Here is a 22,545-nt window from a genome sequence, read left to right as displayed (position 1 = left end):
TAAAATTATGATAATTAATATTGTTTTTATGCTTGCTTTGTTAAATTTGCGTTTCGCTTTCATTATCAATAATTAAATTTAACAAAAGGATATCCGTGAATAGATCAAAATTTATCGCCATTTGCCTTAGCGCTTGTGTGGCAAATTCTCTCTATGCAGTAGAGAAAGAGAACAACGAAACTAAGCTAGATGGCGTCGTAGTAAGTGCGAGTGGCTTTTCGCAGCAGATCAAAGAAGCCCCTGCAAGCATCAGTGTGATAAGTGGCGATGAGCTTACAAAAGATAGCTTTACCTCACTTCACTCAATCGCCCAAAAAGTGCCAGGTGTAAATGTCGTTGGTGGCGAGGACGGGGCAGCTAGTGGTATCTCGATACGCGGCATGGAGAAGTCTCAAACGCTAGTTTTGATTGATGGCAAAAGAGTAAATTCAAGTAGCGCAAATCCAAATGGTGGAGCAGGGGATATGAACTCAAATTTCATCCCACCAGCTGAAGCGATCGAGCGTATAGAGGTCATCCGTGGGCCTATGAGCTCGCTTTATGGTAGCGACGCGGTTGGAGGCGTTATAAATATCATTACCAAAAAGGACTTTTCAAAATTTAGCGGCAACGTCGGCATCTCAACCACGATAAACACTCACAAAGGCATAGGAGATGGCAGGCAAGGCGACTTTTATCTAAATTTACCTCTTTATAAAGAGCTTTTCGCGCTTCAGCTTTGGGGCTATAAAAAGCTAAGAGATGAGGATAATTACAAAGGCGGCTATCAAAAGAGCGATAAGAGAAATTTAAGCGCAAAGCTTTGGATCACGCCAGATGAGCACAATAAATTTTTCATCTTTGGCTCAAATGAAAAACACGACTACTCGCGCACCGTCGGTAAAACAGCCACTATAAATACAAATAAGTTTTTAAACGCCTATGACTACGAGAAAAAGAGCTATGGTGTGGGCTACCTTGGCGAATTTGATAGCCTAAATGCTGATCTTAGCTAAATTTATGATGAGACGCAAAGAACAAGCCTTTTTGATAGCCTCATACCTGCAAAAGCCAAAAATCACAACTTCAACTCTAAATTTACAACCTTTCTTGGCGCTCACTCACTAACTTTTGGCTATGACTTTAGCAAGCAAAATGTCGGCACGACCTTCATCGTCTCAAACGCTTCAAGAAACGGTTTAAAAGATCCAAAAACCTACTCGATGAGCGAGCATGCGGGATTTATCGAGGATGAGTGGCAAATTTTAGATGAGAAGCTATTTTTAACGCTTGGCTCAAGGCTCACACACAACGAATTTTTTGGCAACCATCTCTCGCCAAGAGCCTACCTAGTCTATAACGCCACAGATACGCTAAGCTTAAAAGGCGGCGTAGCAACTGGCTATAAAACCCCTGATGTCAATCAAATTTCTCCAGAAGTAGGCACTATCCAAGGTGGCTGGAGGATAGTTGATTTTGGCAACAAAGATCTAAAACCAGAAAAAAGCACGACTTATGAAGTTGGGGCATATTATGACAATCAGGCTGATTTTAGAGGCTCTGTAACGCTTTTTAGAAATGAGTTTAAAGATAAAATCCTAGACACAGACGGCAGTAATGTCAATAAAATTCCAGCCTTTGGCACTTGCCCAGCAGGCACAAGGGTAAGAACAGTGGATTGCCCTGGCTGGGGAACTTACTTTAATATAGAGGGTGCGACCGTTTGGGGTGTGGAGCTAAGTGGCGACTATGACATCCTTTCTAATTTAAATTTAAGCTCAAACTACACCTACAATAAGTCAAAGATAAAAACTGGCAACCCAACGATAAACACGCCAAGAGGCCCTATGAAATTTAGCGAGACAAATCTTGCCAGACTTGACGCAAAAAGCCTTACCGCAACGCCAGAGCACGCACTTCACGCCACGCTTACGTATAAGCCTATAAAAAGCGTAAAGACATTTTTTGGTGCAAACTACGAGAGCAAGCTAACAAGCGTAAATTTTGGTGCTGGCAACAGAGTAAGAGAGAACACAAAAGACCTACTTACCTTTGATACAGGCGTTAGCTGGGACGCAAACAAGCACCTAACGCTTAGCCTAAATGCCTACAATATCTTTGATAAAGTAAGATACGATGAGGCGCTAGCAGACGACGGCAACTACTACTGGTATCCACAAGAGGGCAGGAGATTTTGGTTTAAGGTCGCTGCAAAATGGTAAGAGCCTTTAAATTTTTGCTTTTTATGCTTGGCGTGACGCAGACTTTGCACGCAGGACCTAGCCAAACGCCTGAGCCACTTAGCCAAAAAGCTGCTAGTAAATTTGAAATTTCAACCTTTAAAATGAGCGCAAATGATGAAATTTATAAAATTTTCACAGCCAAGCTAAAGGGGCAAAATGAGTTTAAAAATGTGCTTTTCTTACTTGATGCAAACGCCCAGTTTAACATGCTTTTAAATGAATTTGATGGCAAGACTGCCCCGCTAATAATAGGCATAGGATATGACAGCAACAAAAGCTATGAGGTAGAAAAACGCACAAGAGATCTCACGCCAAAGGCGAAGGGCGAGGAGTTTAGCAAGGGTGGTGGCGCAGATGCGTTTTACTACTTTTTAACTAAAAATTTAGTGCCATTTATCGATGAGAAATTTAACGTGCAGGGCAGCCAAAAGAGCCTTTATGGACACTCTTTTGGCGGGCTTTTTACGCTCTATGCCTTACTAAAAAATGATGGAGTATTTTCAAATTTCTTTATCGCTTCGCCATCTCTTTGGTGGGGTGAGTCTGAAATTTTAAAGCAAAATGTGAATGATGGTAAATTTAAAGAGAAACTAAGAGCCAAATTTGTCTTTCTTAGCGTTGGCGAGCTTGAAAAGAGAAAGGGCAAAACAGACAAAGCTGGCATTTTAAAGGCGAGCGATCTAGCCCAAATTTTAAAGCAAAGTGGCGTAAATTCTCACTTTGAGCTTTTTAAAAATGAAACCCATGGCAGCGTCATACCTCTAAATTTAAAAGAGCTTTTAAAATATCTAAAGGATTAAAAATTTAAGGCTATTTTTGTTAAAATCCGCCGCATGAGAGTAGATAAATTTTTAAACGTAGTAAATATCACCAAAAGGCGTGCCGTTAGCGAAGATATGTGCAAAAGCGGCGTTGTGAGCATTAACGGCGTGCAGGCAAAAGCAGCAAAAGATGTTAAGGTTGGCGACGTTATCACTATCAAATTTCTAGCTCGTGAGGCGAGATACGAGGTGTTAGCGATCCCAACTACAAAAAGCATACCAAAAAGCGCTCAAAGCGAATATGTAAAAGAGCTTTGATGGTTTTTGAGCTTTTAGAAAATGAGCTTAACGAGCTTGTGCGGGTGCTGCCAAAAAGTGGCGTGGTGCTGCTAAGTGGCGATCTAGCAAGTGGCAAAACTACGCTTGTAAAGGCTATCATCAAGGCTCATGGCATAGAAGAGAGCGTGACGTCGCCGACATTTTCTTTGATGCAAATTTATGGTAAAGATATCTACCACTACGACATTTATCAGATCGGATTTGACGGGATGGCAAAAAATGGCCTTTTTGAAAATTTATTTGAAGAGGGGCTTCATCTAGTAGAGTGGGGCGATGAAAATTTAGAAAAAGCTCTAAAGAAAAACGGCGAGAGCTATACGTTAGTAAAAATTTCTCCTAGCAAAAATGGCAGAAAATACGAGGTTATAAGTGCATAAACTAGAAGTAAAAGATCTAAAAAAGACGATTAAGAAAAGTGAGATCATAAAAGGTATATCTTTAGAGGTAAATAGTGGCGAAGTTGTGGGGCTTCTTGGGCCAAATGGTGCGGGAAAGACGACTACTTTTTATATGATCTGTGGGCTCATCTCGCCAACTAGCGGAGATGTCTTTTTAAATGACGAAAAGATCACAAATGTCCCGCTTCATAAAAGAGCGCACCTTGGTATTGGCTATTTGCCGCAAGAGTCAAGCATATTTAAAGAGCTAAGCGTAGAAGAAAATTTGCTCCTTGGGGCTGAAATTTTAAATCAAAGCAAAGAAGAGATCTCTAAAAGAGTAAATGAGATGCTAAATATGCTAAATATCGAGCCTATCCGCCTAAGAAAGGGCGTTAGCCTAAGTGGCGGCGAGCGCAGACGCTGTGAGATCGCTAGAAGTCTCATCATAAAGCCAAAATTTTTGCTGCTTGATGAGCCATTTGCGGGCGTCGATCCTATCGCAGTTAGCGACATCCAAAGCATCGTTAGAGACCTTAAAAAGCTAGGCATCGGCGTTTTGATAACCGACCACAACGTCCGTGAGACACTAGCCATTTGCGACAGAGCCTACGTCATCAAAGATGGCTCGCTGCTAGCAAGCGGCAGTGCTAGCGAAGTGGCAAACAACAAGCTCGTTAGAACGCACTATCTTGGCGAAGAATTTAAGCTACTTGAGTAGATGATGCTAAGGCAAAAGCAAACTTTAGCGCCAAAAATCAAACTAAACCAAACGCTAAGAAGCTGGCTTCCTATCCTTCAAAGCGGGCTTGACGAGCTAAAAGAGACGCTTGAGCCTTTTATAAAAGAGAATCCATTTGCTACGATCGAACACAAAAATTTAGAAAAAAGCGAAAAAAAGCGAAATTTTTTCGAGCAGGTTAGCAAAAACTCGGTTAGCGAGAGCATCGAAGCTTTAAGTATATATAAAGAAAGTCTCTATGAAAAGCTAGTTAGCCAGATAAATCCACCACTTTTCCCCACACAAAAGTCCCAAGATATCGCATATAAGATCATCGAGTGTTTGGATGATGAGGGATATTTTTCTTATGATGATGAAATTTTTGCGGGCTTTAATGAGAATGAGGTGGAGCGAGTTAGGGCGAGATTTGCCTACCTTGAGCCCTGTGGCGTGGGTGCAAAGGATGTTAAAGAGAGCTTTTTGTTTCAGCTTGGCGAGGCAGAGGCAAGTGAAGAGATCATAGAGTGCGCGAAAAAGATCATCTTAAATTTTGAAAATATAGAGAAGCTTAGAAAGCTTAAATTTTACGACGATGCGCTAAAGATCATAAAGAAATTTAAAAATCCCCCGGCAATTGAGTATCTTGAAGATGAAAAAGAGGCGGTGCCTGATATCTTCGTACTAAGCACAAGTAGTGGCATAAGCGTGCAGATAAATGACGAGTATTATCCTGAAATTTCTATCGACACCGAGGTACTAGACGAGAAAGAGACCTTTGTAAGTTCGCGCATAAAAGAGGCAAGCGAGCTCATAGACGCCCTTGAGATGAGAAAGGCGACGCTTTATAAGATAGGGCTCATGATAGTTGAGTATCAGTATGACTACTTTTTGGGCGGCGACATAAAGCCTATGAAGCTAAAAGACCTAGCTGACGAGCTTGGACGCAACCCTTCAACCATCTCAAGAGCGATCGCGAACAAATATCTAAGCTCCCCAAGAGGCACAGTCGCGCTTAAAAATTTCTTCGCAACTGGCTTTGACGAGGAGACTTCAAACGCTGCGATAAAGGAATTTTTACTAGAGCTTATAAAAAACGAAGATCATAAAAAGCCACTTTCTGATCTAAAAATCCAAGAGCTAATCCAAGCTAAATTTAACATCCAAATCGTTCGCCGAACCATCACCAAATACCGCAAAATCCTAAACATCGGCAGCTCAAGCCAGCGAAAAAAAATATATCAGATAAACGGCTAGCTACCACTCATTTATGGCAAAAAGCGTGGCTTTTCGCATCTGCGTAAAAAGCTCGTTGCTAAGCTCTTCGTACTCTTTGCCACGTTTTTTATATTGTGCCATGCCCGCTGCATCGTCGTTCCAAGAGCCCATACCGCCAAAGACATCAGCCAAGCTTGCCGCAGCAAAAAGGGCTAAATTTAGCTTTGGCATAAGTGGCGCATTTAGGATATTTTGCTCTATATTTTCTGGCTCATTTAGCGCTTTTAGCCCCTTTCTAAAGCAGTCGCCAAAATTCTCACACTCTATCTCATCTGCAAATTTAGAGATCCTTGTTAGGATATCTTTAAACTCCAAAGTGTTGTCACTAAATTTTTGAATTTCTGGCACGCTATCTAGGCTAAATTCTTTATAGACTATGTCCCAGCCCTTTTTATCTTCTTCAAAGCTCCAGTGCGGCACGAAGTAGCTCATCTTATCTTTATAAATGCAAAGAATTGACTTGTGACTTACATTTGAAAAGCCTTGCAGCGAGCGCTCCTCTGAAGAGACTACTAAATTTGTAGCAAATCTCACGTCGCTTAGCCCAAGCTTTTTAGCATGCTTAAACCACTCATTTATGCTAGCTTGCTCTCTTTTTTCTGGGTCATCCTCCAAAATATAGTCAAAAACTAGGCTTTTTATATATTTTTCGCCTTTATAGCTTAGCTCTAAATTTGACCTTAGAGCTTGCTTTATGGAGGCTACGATAATGCAAGCATTAAAAACTTCACCATTCATTTTTGCTCCTTTTTTGAGATATTTTATTAAAAGAAGCATAAATTTATCTCTTTAAGGATTGCAAGCGAAAACTTCAGCTTTTTATAGTAAAATAGCCAAAAATTTCAAAGAGGCAAAATGGATTTTAATGAGATTGAAAAGCTGATAAGCACGCTTAAGAAAAACTTGGAAGTTATCGAAAACAACGGCGTTGTCGAGCCTGAAACAAAGATCGATGCGCTCACTTTTAATAAAAATGTCGAAGAGATCAAAAAAAGACTTTACAGCACAACAGACGAGGGCAGTTTTTTTAAAAATGTCTTTAATACTGAAGATTACTACGAAAACATTAGCTCATACCTCGAACAGACAAACAAAAGCCTATACTACAAGATAGAAAAGGCTGGTGTGAGCCTAAAGACTAATCAAAACCTGCAAGAGAGCCTGACAAATATCTCAAATATCATGCAAATTTTGGTTGCTGAGTACCAGATACAAAATAAAAAAAAGAAGAAGAGTATATTTTCAAGAAGTGGCGATACAGCGATGATAAGAGGGCTACTTGCCGAGCTTATGGAGCTACAAAATAGGATGAATAAAATTTTACATCTTGACTCTCAAATCGTCTCAAACGTAGTTTTGGAAAATTTTAAAACTATCTACACATTTTTTTATAACTGCATAAGAGTGGCTAAGCAAAGGGGCGACGAGCTACTTTTGGTTGAGATCGCTGGCATCACAGATAGGATCATCGAGATGATAAGACCAGTGCTTTCAGGTAAAAGCCTAAAGACAAACGAGCTTATCTATCACTACCTCATTTACGAGCTACGAGAGCTAAAAGCTTACGCCATAGGCGAGGATTTAGCTTAAAATTTTATCCACTATCTCTTTTGCTCCGTTTGGCAAAAGGATATCTTTTAGAGCTTTGCTGCTTTTGCTTAGATCAAAGCTCTCGATCATTTTTATGACTTCATTTTTGTCTAAATTTTCGCCATTTTGCAGGCAAATTTCAGCTATGCCTTTATCTTTTAGAAATTTAGCGTTATAAAATTGGTGATTGCCAGCGGCATAAGGAAATGGCACAAAGATAGAGGGCAGGGCGTTTGCGCAAAGCTCCCAAAGCGAGCTAGCCCCAGCTCTTGATATGGCAAGATCAGCCTCACTCATCTTTTTTTCTATCTCTTTGCTAAAGTCAAAAATTTCTAAATTTGCCTCGCTAAAACCAAGCTCATCATATCTCTTTTTAAGCTCATCAAGGGCGTTTTTGCCGCATTGATGAATGATTTTTATCCCTTTTTCTTTAAGATATGGGGCTAAATTTATAGCTAGCTCGTTTATAGCTTTTGCGCCTTGTGAGCCACCTAAAAATAGTATCGTTTTTAGCTCATCTCTAACTCTTTGGCTTTCAAAAAATTTATTTGCCACTGGATAGAGACAGGGCGAGAGCTCATCATAAGAGCTAAAAAAGCCCTTAGCATATGGCTTTAAAATTTTATTTAGCTTGCCAGTTACGGCATTTTGCTCGTGGATGAAAAGTGGCGTTTTTGAGATGATGGCCGCTATGGCTGCTGGCGCTGCTGAGTAGCCTCCCACGCTGATGACTGCTTTAACGCCATTTTCTTTAAAAATTTGCCTGCATTTTAGAGCTAGGCTTATGATGTTTGTTAGTGATTTTAGCTTTGCAAGGCCTCTTTTATTTACGACGCCACTGCTTGGCAAGAAGAATTTTTGTGCAAATTTCTCATCATTTTCAAACCAAAATTTATCCTGACCGCTAGTTGAGCCGATAAAAATTGGCTTTATGCTTCGTCTATTTAGCTCCTCGCAAAAGCTTCTAGCGATCGCCAAATGACCACCAGTACCGCCACCACAAATAACTATCATAGTTTTGCCTTTTTACTAACCATCAAGACCATGCCGATGCCGATGCATATAGCAAGCACGGAGCTGCCGCCGTAGCTAAGAAATGGCACAGCTATACCTTTTATCGGCGTGATCGATGTGATGCCGTAGCTATTCATCAAAAACGAAAATGACAAGATAAGGCCGATACCAAGTGAAAATAGGTGATAGACCTTGTTTTCGCTCCTAGCTGAAATTCTAAATATCCTATAAAGTAGCGTGATAAAGATCGCTGTGATGCATAAAATGCCAAAAACGCCGACCTCTTCAGCTATGCCAGCTAGCACGAAGTCTGTATGCACCTCGCTTAAAAAGCCAAGCTTAAATATCCCAGCTCCAAGCCCCTCGCCAAAAAACTCGCCGTGTTTGATCGCATTTAGTGAGTGAGAAATTTGATATGGCTCTGGTGCGTCTGCCACTCTAAGCACGTTTGCCACGCTATCTGGCAAGAAAGAGAGAACCATATTTTGTATCGTGCCCCACCATGATTTTATACGCAAAATTCTGTGCTCTGAGCTAACTATCGCCACCGTCATAACAAAGGCAGCGCCTAATATACCGATACCAAAGAGCCTAACACTAGCCCCTGCAAAAAGCGCCATCGTCACAAAAGTAAGTGCCAAAACTACAACCTGACCAAGGTCGTTTTGCATAACGGCGATAAGAAAGATAGCGATACCAAAAAGAATGATATAAGGCAAAAGTATCTTTAGCTCAGCCATCAAAGTCCTCTTGCCGTCGCTAAATTTTCTAGTAAAGCTCCACGCCAAAAAATAGACAAAACCGACTTTGAAAAACTCAACAGGCGCAAGTGAGAAGCCAGGCAGCCTGATCCAGCGTCTAGCGCCTCCAGAGTCAGTCACCATCGAAGCTGGCAAGGCGTGCATGAGCCCCATAGCGATACCGCACGAGATAAGAAGTCCAAAGCCTATCCAGACGAGCGCTTTGTCGGGATTTAGCCTAGAGAGCCACCACATGAGAAAAATTCCTATGCAGCCGACTGCAAACTGGCGGATAAAAAAGTGAAATTCGTCATAGTTAAAAAATAAAACTGTAAAAACTGGCAAGGATAGTGAAAAAATGATGCTTATGGCGATCAAAGTCGCGCAAAGATAGAAAATAACCTTATCAACTGCCAAATTTAGCTCCAACTTTAAAATGAGCCAAAGTATAATAAAAAACGGCTTACAAAGATATTATTTGCTATAATTGCAGGCTTTAAGGATGGGCATGAAGATAGGTATATTTGACTCGGGGCTTGGCGGACTTAGCGTCTTAAACGAAGCTTTAAACAAGCTTAGCGAGTATGAATTTTTATATTACGCAGATGTTAAAAATGTCCCATACGGACAAAAGAGCAGGGATGAGATCTTAAAATTTAGCTTTGAGGCGGTGAAATTTCTTGTTAAAAATGGTGCAAACGCTGTCGTGGTGGCGTGCAACACCGCAACAAGCGTGGCTATAAAAGAGCTTAGAGCAAATTTAAGCGTGCCGATCATCGGTATGGAGCCAGCTGTAAAAAAGGCTCACGACCTAAGCCATGATAATGCCCTAAAAACGCTTGTCATCGCCACTCCAGTCACCGTAAATGGTGCAAAACTAAAAGAGCTAATCACAAATTTAAACGCAAAAGATAAAACCGATCTGCTTGCTCTGCCTAGGCTTGTAAATTTCGCTGAAAAGGCTGAGTTTGAGAGCGAAAATGTTAAGTCATATCTAAAAGAAGAGCTAGGTAAATTTGATCTAAGCAAATTTGACTTTTTGGTGCTTGGCTGCACGCATTTTAACTATTTTAAAGATAGCTTAAGAGAAATTTTGCCCTCAAATGTAAGTATAATAGACGGCAATGAAGGGACGATAAAGCGCCTTATAAGTGAGCTTGGACTTGCAGTTTCAAGTGTAAATTTAACTCCAAATGTGAAATTTTTCTACTCTGGTGAGGAGGTTTGCGAGCAAAACGAGCTAGAGAAAATTTCAAGAAATTTAGTTAGATTAGAAAAAATGAGAGCGATCAGCTAGGCTAAATTTAGCTAAAAATTTGAGCCAAATTTGCAAAATACATTAAATTTTATGTATTTTTATATGTATTATCTCTTTCTTTGCTTTACTATATAAATAGCACTTATTATCGCAACCACCGCCAAAAGAGCGATCGTGATCGTTAGAAGTGTCTGTTTGTCAGGATTTGAGCCTAGAAAGTAGCCAACTCCAAGCAAAACCGCGCACCAAATCCCAGCGCCAAGTGTGGTAAATAGGCAAAATCTAAAAATGTTCATCTTAGCAAGCCCAGCTGGTAGGCTGATATATTGACGAATTCCTGGGATGAGGCGTGAGTTAAATGTTGAAATTTCGCCGTGTTTATTAAAAAATGCTTCAAATTTATCCATCTTTTCGTGAGTGATACCGACAAATTTGCCGTATTTTAAGACGATATCGCGTCCAAAAAAATAGCAAAGATAGTAGTTAAAAATGGCACCAAGCAAGCTGCCAAGCGTGCCTGAGATAAAAGCAAGCACTAAGCTCATCTCGCCTTTGTGAGCTAGATATCCAGCTGGTATCATCGCCACTTCGCTTGGAAATGGGAAAAACGAGCTCTCCAGAAACATCATCACAAATATGCCAGCATAGCCCCAGCTGCTCACGCTTGAAACGATAAAGTCAATAATGTCATGTAGCATTTTTACTCCGAAATTTATCTTAGGTGAGGCATTGTAGCAAAGCTTTATTTACTAATAGTAACTAACAAAAGCGATAAATTTTAAAAAAGATAGTTAAAACGAAAAGCTATAAGGTTTAAATTTAAAGGCAAAAGCAGGGCGAAAGCTCGCCCCGTTTTAAAATGCAGGTATGACCTCGCCTTTGTAGCGAGTGATGATGAAATTTTTAGTATCTGGGCTAAGCACCGCATCGACTAAAGCTTTGATCTTAGGATTGTTCTCGTTGCCAGCTCTTGTGACGATGATGTTGGCGTAAGGGCTGTTGGCATCTTCAAGCAAAAGTGCGTCTTTTGCCACGCTCATGCCAAGATCAAGGACAAAATTTGTGCTAATAGCAGCGATATCGACATCATCAAGCGTTCTTGGGATCTGAGCGCCTTCTAGCTCGATAAACTGCAAATTCTTAGGATTTTTAGTTATGTCATTTACAGTTGCAACTTTTACGTTTTTATCGATCTCTATAAGACCAGCTTTTTCTAAAATTCTAAGCGCTCTGTTGCCATTTGACGGATCGTAAGCGATCGCTACTTTTGCGCCATCTTTTAGATCTTTTATGTTTTTTATCTTTTTAGAGTAAAAGCCAAGTGGCTCGACATGGACATTTGCAACGCTTACAAGATGCAGGCCTCTAGCCTTATTTTGCTCCTCAAGATATGGCAAATGCTGAAAGAAATTTGCGTCTAAGCTGCCATCTTCTGTGGCGACATTTGGTATCGAATAGTCTGAAATTTCAGAGATAACAAGGTCGTAGCCCTTATCTTTTAGCTTTGGTTTTACAAATTCTAAAATTTCAGCGTGTGGCACTGGCGAGACGCCAACAATGATAGTGTGATCCTTGTCGGCTGCGTGAAGGCTTAGAGCAACTAAAGATGCAGTTAAAAGTTTGATAAATTTCATTTTTTTCCTTTTTTGGTTTGATTTTAAGCGACGCTAAAAAGGTAAAAGCTTTTACGTCGCTTTTTATAAATTTAATTAAAACGCTGGGATGATAGCGCCGTTATATTTTGTTTCGATAAATTTCTTAACTTCTGGTGAGTTGATCGCTTTATCAAGAGCCTTTATCTTAGGGCTGTTCTCGTTGCCAGCTTTAACAACTACGTAGTTTACGTATGGGCTATCTTTGCTCTCGATCACAAGCGCGTCTTTTGTTGGATTGAGATTAGCATTTAGCGCGTAGTTTGTGTTGATAACTGCGATAGTAACGTCATCAAGCGTTCTTGGCACTTGAGCAGTCTCGATCTCTTCAAATTTAAGCTTCTTAGGGTTATCAACTATATCAAGCGGAGTTTTTAGTGGGTTGTTGTTTAGCTTGATAAGTCCAGCACTTGCTATGATGTCAAGTGCGCGGCTCTCGTTTGTTGGGTCGTTTGGTATAGAGACAACTGCGCCATCTTTTAGCTCTTTTATGTCTTTGATCTTTTTAGAATAAACTCCCATTGGCTCGAGGTGTACGCCAACTGTTTTTACAAGGTGAGTGCCTTTGTTTTTGTTAAATTCTTCAAGATATGGGATGTGCTGAAAGAAGTTTGCGTCAAGGTCGCCGTCCTCTGTCGCAAGGTTTGGCGTGGTGTAGTCGTTAAATTCTTTGATCTCAAGCGTGTAGTCATCTTTTGCCAAAATAGGCTTTACAACCTCTAAAATTTCAGCATGTGGGATAGGTGTAGCACCGACGATTATTGTTTTTGATTTGTCAGCAGCATTTGCGCTAACACTAAGGCCTAGGGCAACTAAAGAGGTAAGAAGTAGTTTTTTCATTTATTATCCTTTTTTAAAATTTGCCAAGCACCAAAAAAGGATAAATTTAAGCTAGAAGGTTAAATTTCTTTTTAAGCGCTTAAGCTATTTCTAAGCACTTAAAAAGAAATTCTGTGCTTAGAGATTAGTCTTTCGACGACGCGTTTTTTAGTAGGCGGCACATCTGGCACATATCTGATTTCATCTTTTGTCCTTTCAGCTAAAATTAATTTTGCAATTTTAAGGAAAAAAGCTTAAAATCAGATAAAAAATGTGGCATTATTTTTTTGAAATTTTATAGAGATAGTTGCCTAAAACTTGAAAAATTTGAACCATAATGATAAGAATAACCACTGTGTAGAGCATGATATCTGGGCGAAATCTCTGATATCCGTAGTTTATAGCGACAGATCCTAGTCCTCCACCGCCAACTGCACCAGCCATCGCTGAAAAGCCGATATTTACGATAAGCGTTAGCGTAAATGCCGAGATGATGCCAGGAAGCGCCTCTACAAACATCACGCGAAAGATGATCTGAAATTTCGAGCTACCAAAGCTTTGAGCAGCTTCGATGATGCCTTTATCAACCTCTTTTAGTGCATTTTCAATGAGTCTTGCCACAAATGGAGCCGCGCCAATAGTTAGCGGAACGATCGCAGCTGTGGTGCCGATGCTTGTGCCTACGATCATTTTTGTGACCGGAAAGAGCACGATGATGAGAATGATAAATGGAAAGCTTCTAAGCACGTTTATAACGATATCTAGCACAAAATAAAGCTGCTTGTTTGGCTTTAGCCCGTCTTTGTCTGAAAGGATGAGTAAAACCGCAGGTATGAGACCTATAGCAAAGGCGAGTAGGGTAGAGACTATGCTCATATATAGCGTCTCGCCGATAGCTGGTAAAAGTATCCTAGAAAAAACATCTGGAAATTTAGAAAAATCAATATCAAACATCAAGCAACCTCCCACAAAACGCCACTTTGCTTGATATAGTTAAGCACGTTTTCTTTATCTTTTTCATCTATGTTTATGACAAGTGAGCCAAGGACGTTGTCATTTAGCTTCTCAAGCTTACCCCAGACTATGTTAAAGTCGATATTTAGGCTTCTTGCCATGTGCGTGATCACGCTGTTTTGAGCCACTTCTTTTGGGAAAAATAGCCTAATATTTGTGCCAGTGCTTGGCAAAATTTCAACTTCGCCCAAAAACTCTTTCATCTTCTCATCTGGCTTTAAAAATAGCTCTTCGATGCTTCCAGAGCCTATGATCTTGCCGCCTTCTAGCAGTATCGCGCGTTTTGCGATCGATTTTACTACCTCCATCTCGTGAGTGACGATGACGACGCTGATGTCTAGCTCTTTGTTTATCTTTTCAAGCAGCTCTAAAATTTGATTTGTCGTGTTTGGATCAAGAGCTGAAGTCGCCTCGTCGCTTAGTAAAATTTTAGGATTTAAAGCAAGTGCTCTAGCGATCGCCACACGCTGTTTTTGACCGCCGCTTAGCTCGCTTGGATAGCTCTTTGCCTTGCTTTCAAGACCGACTAAATTTAAAAGCTCTCTCACTCTTTTTTCAGTTTCATCGCTTTTATAACCCCAAAATTTAAGCGGAGTAGCGACGTTTTCAAAGACATTTTTTCTAGCCATCAAGGCAAAGTGCTGAAATATCATCCCAACATCTCGCCTTAAATGTCTCTGTTGCGTCTCGTCTAAATTTTTTATCTCTTGATCAAAGACTTTTAGGCTGCCACCTTGATAGCTTTCAAGTCCGTTTATGCACCTTAAAAGCGTTGATTTGCCAGCACCGCTGTGCCCCACGATAGCAAAAATTTCACCCTTTTTAACCTCTAAATTTACATCAAAAAGGATCTGCGTGCCACCATAAAATTTGGTTAAATTTTCTATTTTTATCACTATTTTTCTCCAAGAGCTTCTAACTCTTCGTATACTTTTTTAAATTTAGCCTCAGCGCTCTCTAGCGCCTCTTTGTTTGTCTCTATAACCTCTTTTGGTGCGTTTGCAACGAAATTTTGGTTATTTAGCATGCCTGAGAGTTTGGCTATCTCTTTTTCAAGCTTTGTCTTTTGAGACCTTAGCCTTGTGATGATGCCGCTCATATCAAGCCCTTCAAGCGGGACAAATGCCTCTAAATTTTCGCTCACATCTCTTATTGAATTTTCGATTTTCTCATCTACAAAGCCGATCTCTTCGCATTTTGCAAGCAGCTTGATATACTCTTTGACTTCGTCAAGATCTATTTTTTCGTTAAATTTAACAAAGGCTTTTGCGATCTTTGAGTTGCCAAGATCTATGGTAGCTTTTGCACGGCGAATAGCCACGATCGCTTCGATAACTAGCTCAAATTTCTTCTCAACATCTAAATTTCGCTCTCTTGCCTCTGGATAGCTCATAACCATTATTGATTTTGCATTTTCAAGCTGTGTGCCGCTAAGCTCTTGAAATAGATACTCTGAAAGAAACGGCATGAAAGGATTTAGCAGTTTCATCGCCTCTTTAAATATACTTCCAAGCTCTTTTACGCTCGCTTTGTCAGCCTTGCTAAGCTCGATGCCCCAGTCGCAAAACTCATCCCAAAGGAATTTATAAAGTGTATTTGCTGCGTCATTGAAGCGGTAGGCGTCGATGTTTTCGCGCACCTCTCTTACGCACTCGTTAAAGCGGCTATTCATATAAATTCCAAGCTTTGTTTGAAGCTTGATATCCTCTAAATTCTCAAATTTACTCTCATTTAGCATGAGGTATTTGCTCGCATTATAAAGCTTGTTGGTGAAATTTCTTACCTGCTTCATCTTAGCGTCACTTAGCTTGATGTCGCGTCCTTGAACGGCTAGAAGCGTTAGCGTAAAGCGCAAGATATCGGCGCTATACTCATTTATGCTATCAAGTGGGTCGATGACGTTGCCAAGGCTTTTACTCATCTTTCTGCCAAACTCATCTTTTACAAGCGCGTGTAGATAGATGTCGTCAAACGGCAGCTTGCCAAGGGCGTTTTCACCCTGAAACATCATCCTAGCAACCCAGAAAAATAATATATCAAAGCCAGTTATAAGAAGGTTGTTTGGATAAAACTCAGCCAAGTCGCCTTCAAACCATTTTTCATTTTTTAGCTCATTTTCATTGCCCCAGCCAAGCGTGCTAAATGGCCAAAGACCAGAGCTAAACCACGTATCTAACACGTCTGGGTCTTGGTGGATGTTTTTACTTTTGCACTTTTTGCACTCGCACGGCTCTCCCTCGTCAGCCCACATATAACCGCACTCGTCGCAGTAAAATACTGGAATTTGATGTCCCCACCAAAGCTGGCGTGAGATACACCAGTCTCTTAGCTCTCTCATCCATGCGTTAAAGCTGTTTATCCAGTGCGGCGGGTAAAATTTAGCAAGGCCCTCTGAGACTTTTTGTATCGCTTCGTCCGCGATCTCTTTTTTGACAAACCACTGTTTTGAGATGTATGGCTCGACGACGTTTTTGCAGCGGTAGCAGTAACCTACTTGGTTTTCGTAGTCTTCTATCTTTTCAACATTGCCAAGTTTTTCAAGCTCTGCTACTACGATATCTCTAGCCTCAAGCCTCTCAAGACCTGCAAATTTATCGCACTTGTCGTTTAAGATGCCTTTTTCATCAAAGACGGTGATAAACTCAAGGTCGTGTTTTTTGCCAACTTCGTAGTCGTTTTGATCGTGCGCAGGCGTGACCTTAACAAGGCCTGTTCCAAACTCCATATCAACGTGCTCGTCTGCGATAATCTCGATCTCTCTATTTATGATAGGTAGCACCACTTTTTTGCCGATTAAATTTTTATAGCGCTTGTCGTTTGGATTTACCATTACCGCCGTATCGCCAAAATATGTTTCTGGTCTGGTGGTCGCAACAACAACAAATTCGCTTGGCTTGTCTGCAAAGTAGTATCTCAAATGATAAAGCTTGCCTTTATTTTCTTTGTGCTCGACCTCGATGTCAGAGAGTGCGCCATCATGCGTACACCAGTTTATCATGTAGTTTTTCTGGACTATTAGCCCTTTGTCGTATAAATTTACAAAGGCTTTTTTCACAGCTTTTCTTAAGCCCTCATCCATAGTAAATCTCTGGCGTGACCAAGCTGGAGTGATGCCAAGTTTTCGCATCTGATGGACGATCATGCCACCACTTTTTTCCTTCCACTCCCACACTTTTTCTACAAATTTCTCGCGTCCAAGCTCTTCTTTTTTGATACCTTGAGCCAAAAGCTGCTTTTCAACGACGTTTTGAGTAGCGATACCAGCGTGGTCAAGTCCTGGCTGCCAAAGTGTCTTGTAGCCGTCCATCCTCTTGTAGCGAGTCATGATATCTTGAAGCGTGAAGGTTAGGGCGTGTCCGATGTGAAGCGAGCCAGTCACGTTTGGAGGTGGCATCATAATGCAAAATTTACGTCCATCTTTTTGGATATCTTTGTTTGCGTCTATCTCGAAATATCCGCGTTCTTCCCAAATTTTATAAAATTTATCTTCTATCTCTTTTGCATTGTAAAAATCTGCCACTTTTGTATCCTCTTTCGTTTAAAAAATGCTTAATGTTATCTAAAATTTGTTTAAAAAAATCTTTGCAAAAGTGGGGAAATATGGGCTTGGGGCGGTTAAACGCCCCGGAGTTTAAATAGCTATTTGACGTTAAAGCTTCTCACGGCTAGGTCGTAGTCGTTTTGTCTTTCGTTATACATATTTTCAGTTGTGACTGCACCAAGCGAGCATTTACCACCAAGTCTTACGCGATAAGGTGTGTAAAGCACGGCGTCTTTTTCGTCGCTACTTAGCGTGTAAAAGCTTAGCACGCGGTCATCTTTTACGCTTTTATACTCAACTTGTAAGCTGTTTTTTAAGCTCTTGCTAAAGTTGCTTAAATTTTCATTTATCGGCTCAAAGCAGCTACTTACGATCTCGTTTATAACGCCATTTTTAACCATTGTTTTTGAGTTTATCACCACTTTTGAGTAGATGACGTCATTTACTTTTAGGCTGTCAAGACCCAGCTCTTTGCCTTTTTCATCGACAAAAACGCGGTAGATATCAAGCTCTTTTGGCTCGATTTTGTGTTTGATCTCAAGTGGCAAGTAAGCGTAGCTTAAGATAGTCGCATAAAGCTTATTTGAGCCTAGTGGAGTGATGCTAAATTCGCCATTTTTTGTAGTAAAAGAGGTGCTTAAAAGACCGTCAAATTCTTTACTTTCGCCGTTGTAGCTAAGCTTAAATTTATTATTTTTCTCGCCGCTATCTTTGCCAAAGTAGGCATTTAGCGCTCTTAGCGTAAATGCACGCTCCTGCGTTGAGCTTAGCTCATTTAAATTTCCTATCAAGAAATTTGCAAGGTCGTCTGAGTAGTCGTTTTTCTCAAAGTATTTTGCGTGCAAGTATAAGATAAAGGCGTTATCTCTTACTTTTGAGCTAAAATCAGATGGATTTTCTTCGCTTGATTTAGCATTTTTGATATCTTTTAGTGCGACCTTTGCCTCGTCATTTAGACCGTTTAGCTTTAGAGCTGCTGCCATTAGGTATTTACTTAGTGCTGTTTTATTGTAGGCTTTGTCGTCATAAATTTTATTTAAGATTGATCTATCGGCCATACTTGCACGTGAGCTTACATAAAGAGCGTAAAGTGCCTCTAGATCGTTGTTTGCGTATTTTAAAAGAGAGTTTAGCGCATTTTGTTTGACGCCTTTACTTACCTCATATCCAGCCTCACTAAGGTCAAGAAGTACGTCTGTTGCAAAGATGCTTGCAAATGCATTTGTCTCGCCTAGATCGCTCCAGTAGCCAAAACTGCCATCTGGTTTTTGCATCTTGACTAGCTCATCTATGCCGCTTGCGATAAATCTCTTTTGATCGCTTTTTTCAAGCTCATCTTTTGGTTTTAAATTTAAAAGCGCAAGCAGTCTTGAGCTTCTTTGCTCCGCGCATCCGTAAGGATACTCTACTAAATTCTTTGAAGCTGCTAAAAGCACGCTTGAGACCGAGCTTGACGCATCAACGCTCACATCGTGGTAGCCTTTTGGTAGTGAGATCTTGCTCTCTTTGTCAAAGACGCTGCTCTTTGCGTAGGTGCTGATCGTATAAGGGCTAACGACGTCAAGTAAATTTTGAAGCGTTTTTGAGCTATTTTTGTCGCTTATTGTGACATTGTATTCGCCAGCACCTGTTTCAAGGGCTGAAATTTTAAGCACAAATGCCTTGTTTTCAAATGGTTTTAGGTTGGCATTTTCTTGCGTTTTGATGTTTAAATTTTTACTTGTTGCGATGTTTATAGTAAGGTTTTTGTCGGCATTTGTCGTATTTATAAGCCTTAAGTTTGCGCTTAATTCATCGCCTTTTAAAAGATAAACTAAAGCACTTGGCTTAATGATCACATCATCTTTTACTTTTATCTCGCTATTTACGGCGTTCATTGCAGTTGCGTCATTTGCCACAGCATCTACTCTAATGGCGCCGTTAAAGCCATTTGGTGTTTTAAACTCGTATGAAATTTCGCCTTTGTCGTCTGCTTGAAGGCTCACTAAATTTGCATAAGTTTTTACATTTTTGCTATCAACTGGGCTTGCATGCTTTGCCATTTTTGCAGCCACTGCCATCGCCGCAGCATCACCACCAAAGCTTAGCGTTTTGCCCTCCACCTTGTAGTTTGTAAGCATATTATAGATGTCGTAGTCAAAGACGCCATCAGGTAAAATTTTGTCAAAAAACTTAAGCGGATCGGCTGGTTTTTGTGAAGTGATATCAAGCACGCCAACATCTGTGATAAACAAATCTACATAAGCTTTTGGCTTTATTTTTAGTGAAATTTTGATATTTTCATCGCTCTTTGCGCTTTTTGGCGCTTCTAAGCTAAGCTCTATCTTTCTTGAAGATTTATCGCCGTTTGCATAGACCTTGCCGTAGGTTCTAAACGGAGTTAGTCCAGCGTCAGTCATGCGGTAGATATTTGCGCTCACGTAAAGGCCGTTAAAGTCAAAGTCTAGCTTAAATTTAACATTTGCCGAGTTGTTTTTGATCTTGACGACTTTATAGGCTTTGACGCCCGCGTCTTCAAGCGTGACAAGTGCGATGCCTTCTTTTATCGCTGAGCTTATGTCCGCGCTTAGCTCGTCGCCTTTTTTATAGACGTTTTTATTTAGCTTGATTTGAGACTTACTAAGCTCTTTTGTAGGCGCTAGAGTTGAGTAGTTGTAGCCGCTTACGTCGATGTCTAAGCTCGTACTTGCGCCACTTACTAAATTTGTAGCAGTGATGACGTATGAGCCACTTTGCGTAAATTTATAGCTAAACTCGCCACTATTTTTATAAAAACTATCCACATCTTCAAGCGTTTGGATCCATTTTATATAGCCGTTTGCGTCCCTTTGATACTGCCATGTGACACGTTTTATATCAAATTTCAAATTTGACTTCACTGGCTTTTGGCTTGGCATATCAACAACGACTGTTCTTATCTTTACATCTTCGTTTGGATCAGCAAATGCCGTGCTAGCAGCGATGCCAACCATATCTTTGTAAGGATAGAGTGTAAAGCTTTTTGCGTCACTTACGTTTTTGCCATCGTCATTTACATTGAAATTTATGACGCCTTTTATTATTGATGGTGCGTTTTTGGTGTTAAAGCTAAGATCTATCATCTGGCTTGATTTGCCATCTTTTGAAAGAGTTAGATCATTTTCTATGCTTGGATAAGCAGCCGCTTTTAGGGTGTCATTTTTAAATTTATACTCTTTAAATTCGCTATTTTTATACTCATCGTCAAAGAAGCTAACCTGCATGCTGCCAGCTAGGTCGCTAGCTGCTCCGCCAAAGAGATAGCTACTTGTCAAATTTACCTTTACTAGTTCATTTGAAAAGAATTTATCCGCGTCTATGGCTATGTCATTTTTTATCTTGTTTGGCACGAAGCTCTCGACGTAAAATGGCACGCTTGCTATCACTTTGCTAGCGTAGATTATCTGCATGTTAAATCTACCGCTTAGATCACTTAAAATTTCTTTTTCAAAATTTATCATGCCAACATCATTTGTATTTTGCGTGATCTGGGCGCTACTTTTGCCTTGTGGATCGATAAATTTGATCTTAACTGGCATATTTTTAAGTGGGTTAAAGTCCCTATCTCTTAGATAGATAGCCCCTTTTAAGCTCTCGTTTGGTCTTATGATATTTGAGGCAAAATGCGTGTAAGCATCGATGCTCTCGCTTGGATTTTGGCTGATGAGCTTTGCCTCATTTAGCGCTTCGCCATCTTTTATGATGAGGAAATTTTGCTCCTTGCCAAGTGAGACGACTATTGATGAGATCTCTTTGTAGATATCTTTTTTGTTAAATTTAAAGACGCCAACGTCATTTGTCGCGCCAACTGCGATCTCTTCGTTTCTTTTGCCAAAAATTTTTACATTTGTGTTTGGCAGCATTGTGTTTTCGCCAAGGCGGTTTGCAAAGACGAAAATTTCATCCTTGCCAAGCTTTGCATTTATGGCGATGTCGCTTAGATAGACGACCTTTGAGACGCTCTTATCTTTGCCGTAGTTTAAGCTTATCTTATAGACGCCGTCTCCTGCTCCTGCAAAGTCAAGCTTGATCTTGTTTAGTGAAATTTCGTTTAACGCACCCTCTAGCTTGTAGCTTTTGCTTGCTACTTTTGAGCTAAAATTGCTTAGATCTTCGCTATTGTCGTTGAAATTTAAAAAGTATCTAAAATTTTGATCGCTTAACTTTTCAACGCTCACATTTAGCTCAGGTAAATTTGCACTTCTAATGCCGATCTCGCCCACGCTTGAGATGTAAGGCTCTTCGTTTGTGAAATTTGCAAATGGAGTGAAGTTACTAGCGACCACCTCGTAGGTTTTGGCCTCTCTTACGACATTTCTATCATCTCCAAAGCCAGGTTTTATCGTGATCTCGTAGCTATTTTGTGGCTTAAACTCATCGCTTGTGATATCGATGTAATAATCATACCCCTCAAGTTCAGAATTTGGAGCGCCGTTTTCATCATCATTTTTATATGCCACGTCGCTTATGCTAAAGCTTTTTACGCCTTTTATCTTTATAAATTTCTTTAGATTATTATCATCGCTTAGCCACTCTTTTAGATAAATTCTAAATGCCAAGATGCCGTTATCAAGGCTTGTTGGATAAATTTTAGCTATCTCAAAGCTTTTTGCCTCAGCATTTATATTTACGCTCTCACTGCTTGCTTGCTCACTAAATTTAATCGCGCCATCGCCTGCTAGCTTAGCGCCAAATTTACTCTCAAAATTTTCTCCAAACTCAAAAGTAGGCTCGCTTATATTTTTATCAAGATCAAGCTCAAAGCTGTTTTGAGAGAGCTGTAAGGCATTAAAGCTTGCACCTTTTACGGCTATTTTTTTTACAAGCTCATCACTAACTTCGTCATTAAATTTAAGGATAAATTTGCTATCAGAGAGCTTTTCTATCTTCTCAAGCGCAAATTCTTTCGTCTCAAAGCTAGCACTGCTGCCATTTTCCAGCTTACAGCTATACTCTACGCCTGCGTGCATATCTTTTGTAAAGAGTGTAAGGCTTTGAGCGTTAAATTTCACCGTGCCACTTAGCGCTGGCTCGCACGAGATGAGTTTTTTATCGCTTAGCGTGCCTATGAGATTTTTACTAACATCATCTTCTAGCCCAAATTCCACGCTTAAAGGCGACTTTACCTCGGCGGTGCCATCTAGGCTTAAAGCATATAAATTTACTGCTCCTAAAAGTGCTAGAAGTAGCGCTTTTTGCTGCAT

At 40.4% G+C, this 22,545-nt stretch carries 19 protein-coding genes; 9 read left to right on the top strand and 10 right to left on the bottom strand.

The features are described from left to right. The first annotated feature begins 95 nt into the window (after positions 1–95). The 7 genes from HMPREF1019_RS10260 to HMPREF1019_RS01075 are packed head-to-tail and all read left to right on the top strand — an operon-like array spanning position 96 to position 5,674. Positions 96–995: a TonB-dependent receptor plug domain-containing protein gene (locus HMPREF1019_RS10260; protein ID WP_009293834.1), complete on the top strand. Its 900-nt coding sequence runs from the start codon at positions 96–98 to the stop codon at positions 993–995. Beyond that, complete coding sequence (locus HMPREF1019_RS10255) at positions 996–2,201, top strand: TonB-dependent receptor domain-containing protein (protein ID WP_262359227.1); 1,206 nt, start codon at positions 996–998, stop codon at positions 2,199–2,201. It begins immediately after the preceding gene. Next, entirely contained in the window at positions 2,195–3,022 is an 828-nt protein-coding gene (locus tag HMPREF1019_RS01095; protein ID WP_009293830.1) for an alpha/beta hydrolase, read from the top strand. Before HMPREF1019_RS10255 ends, HMPREF1019_RS01095 begins: the two co-directional genes overlap by 7 nt. Positions 3,023–3,055: 33 nt before the next feature. Further along, positions 3,056–3,301 (top strand): RNA-binding S4 domain-containing protein, encoded by a 246-nt coding sequence (locus HMPREF1019_RS01090; RefSeq protein WP_009293829.1) that lies wholly within the window; start codon positions 3,056–3,058, stop codon positions 3,299–3,301. Continuing rightward, a complete protein-coding gene (gene tsaE, locus HMPREF1019_RS01085; protein ID WP_009293827.1) occupies positions 3,301–3,699 on the top strand; it encodes a tRNA (adenosine(37)-N6)-threonylcarbamoyltransferase complex ATPase subunit type 1 TsaE in 399 nt (132 codons plus the stop codon). The genes HMPREF1019_RS01090 and tsaE overlap by 1 nt, the downstream gene beginning before the upstream one ends. Beyond that, positions 3,692–4,420: an LPS export ABC transporter ATP-binding protein gene (lptB, locus tag HMPREF1019_RS01080; RefSeq protein ID WP_009293825.1), complete on the top strand. Its 729-nt coding sequence runs from the start codon at positions 3,692–3,694 to the stop codon at positions 4,418–4,420. The genes tsaE and lptB overlap by 8 nt, the downstream gene beginning before the upstream one ends. 3 nt (positions 4,421–4,423) lie before the next feature. Next, positions 4,424–5,674 (top strand): RNA polymerase factor sigma-54, encoded by a 1,251-nt coding sequence (locus tag HMPREF1019_RS01075; protein WP_009293823.1) that lies wholly within the window; start codon positions 4,424–4,426, stop codon positions 5,672–5,674. Here the strand turns inward: HMPREF1019_RS01075 and HMPREF1019_RS01070 are convergent, their stop codons facing one another. After that, positions 5,675–6,433, bottom strand: coding sequence for a hypothetical protein (locus HMPREF1019_RS01070; RefSeq protein ID WP_009293821.1), 759 nt, complete (start codon positions 6,431–6,433; stop codon positions 5,675–5,677). 117 nt (positions 6,434–6,550) lie between these two features. Here HMPREF1019_RS01070 and HMPREF1019_RS01065 point away from each other — a divergent pair, with 117 nt between their 5' ends. Further along, on the top strand, positions 6,551–7,285 hold the full coding sequence (locus tag HMPREF1019_RS01065) for a hypothetical protein (RefSeq protein WP_009293819.1): 735 nt from the start codon (positions 6,551–6,553) through the stop codon (positions 7,283–7,285). Here the strand turns inward: HMPREF1019_RS01065 and murG are convergent. Together murG and HMPREF1019_RS01055 are read right to left on the bottom strand one after the other, a co-directional pair. Beyond that, the gene (gene murG / locus HMPREF1019_RS01060; RefSeq protein WP_009293818.1) at positions 7,277–8,299 is read right to left on the bottom strand and encodes an undecaprenyldiphospho-muramoylpentapeptide beta-N-acetylglucosaminyltransferase; all 1,023 of its coding nucleotides are present in this window, start codon (positions 8,297–8,299) and stop codon (positions 7,277–7,279) included. The two genes, HMPREF1019_RS01065 and murG, sit on opposite strands and share 9 nt — an antisense overlap. Then, complete coding sequence (locus HMPREF1019_RS01055; RefSeq protein WP_009293817.1) at positions 8,296–9,456, bottom strand: FtsW/RodA/SpoVE family cell cycle protein; 1,161 nt, start codon at positions 9,454–9,456, stop codon at positions 8,296–8,298. Before HMPREF1019_RS01055 ends, murG begins: the two co-directional genes overlap by 4 nt. A 91-nt stretch (positions 9,457–9,547) precedes the next feature. Between HMPREF1019_RS01055 and murI the strand changes: the two genes are divergently transcribed. After that, positions 9,548–10,336 carry a glutamate racemase gene (murI, locus tag HMPREF1019_RS01050; protein WP_009293816.1) on the top strand — a complete coding sequence of 263 codons (789 nt, stop codon included), beginning with the start codon at positions 9,548–9,550 and terminating at the stop codon, positions 10,334–10,336. Between the two features lie 68 nt (positions 10,337–10,404). Here the strand turns inward: murI and HMPREF1019_RS01045 are convergent, their stop codons facing one another. The 7 genes from HMPREF1019_RS01045 to HMPREF1019_RS01015 all read right to left on the bottom strand — a co-directional run bounded on the left by HMPREF1019_RS01045 (position 10,405) and on the right by HMPREF1019_RS01015 (position 22,545). Further along, complete coding sequence (locus HMPREF1019_RS01045) at positions 10,405–10,995, bottom strand: DedA family protein (protein ID WP_009293815.1); 591 nt, start codon at positions 10,993–10,995, stop codon at positions 10,405–10,407. A gap of 156 nt (positions 10,996–11,151) precedes the next feature. After that, a complete protein-coding gene (locus HMPREF1019_RS01040) occupies positions 11,152–11,931 on the bottom strand; it encodes a MetQ/NlpA family ABC transporter substrate-binding protein (protein ID WP_009293814.1) in 780 nt (259 codons plus the stop codon). A 75-nt stretch (positions 11,932–12,006) separates the two neighbouring features. Then, positions 12,007–12,789 carry a MetQ/NlpA family ABC transporter substrate-binding protein gene (locus tag HMPREF1019_RS01035; RefSeq protein ID WP_009293813.1) on the bottom strand — a complete coding sequence of 261 codons (783 nt, stop codon included), beginning with the start codon at positions 12,787–12,789 and terminating at the stop codon, positions 12,007–12,009. Positions 12,790–13,047: 258 nt separating this feature from the next. Further along, the gene (locus tag HMPREF1019_RS01030; protein ID WP_009293812.1) at positions 13,048–13,722 is read right to left on the bottom strand and encodes a methionine ABC transporter permease; all 675 of its coding nucleotides are present in this window, start codon (positions 13,720–13,722) and stop codon (positions 13,048–13,050) included. Then, a complete protein-coding gene (locus HMPREF1019_RS01025) occupies positions 13,722–14,678 on the bottom strand; it encodes a methionine ABC transporter ATP-binding protein (RefSeq protein ID WP_009293811.1) in 957 nt (318 codons plus the stop codon). The genes HMPREF1019_RS01030 and HMPREF1019_RS01025 overlap by 1 nt, the downstream gene beginning before the upstream one ends. Continuing rightward, on the bottom strand, positions 14,678–17,302 hold the full coding sequence (locus HMPREF1019_RS01020) for a valine--tRNA ligase (protein WP_009293810.1): 2,625 nt from the start codon (positions 17,300–17,302) through the stop codon (positions 14,678–14,680). The genes HMPREF1019_RS01025 and HMPREF1019_RS01020 overlap by 1 nt, the downstream gene beginning before the upstream one ends. A gap of 119 nt (positions 17,303–17,421) precedes the next feature. Then, positions 17,422–22,545 carry an alpha-2-macroglobulin family protein gene (locus HMPREF1019_RS01015; RefSeq protein WP_009293809.1) on the bottom strand — a complete coding sequence of 1,708 codons (5,124 nt, stop codon included), beginning with the start codon at positions 22,543–22,545 and terminating at the stop codon, positions 17,422–17,424.

The organism is Campylobacter sp. 10_1_50 (assembly GCF_000238755.1).
Taxonomy (GTDB): domain Bacteria; phylum Campylobacterota; class Campylobacteria; order Campylobacterales; family Campylobacteraceae; genus Campylobacter_A; species Campylobacter_A concisus_R.
The sequence above is the reverse complement of the archived record's forward strand: the minus strand, read 5'-3'. Positions and strand labels throughout refer to the sequence as shown.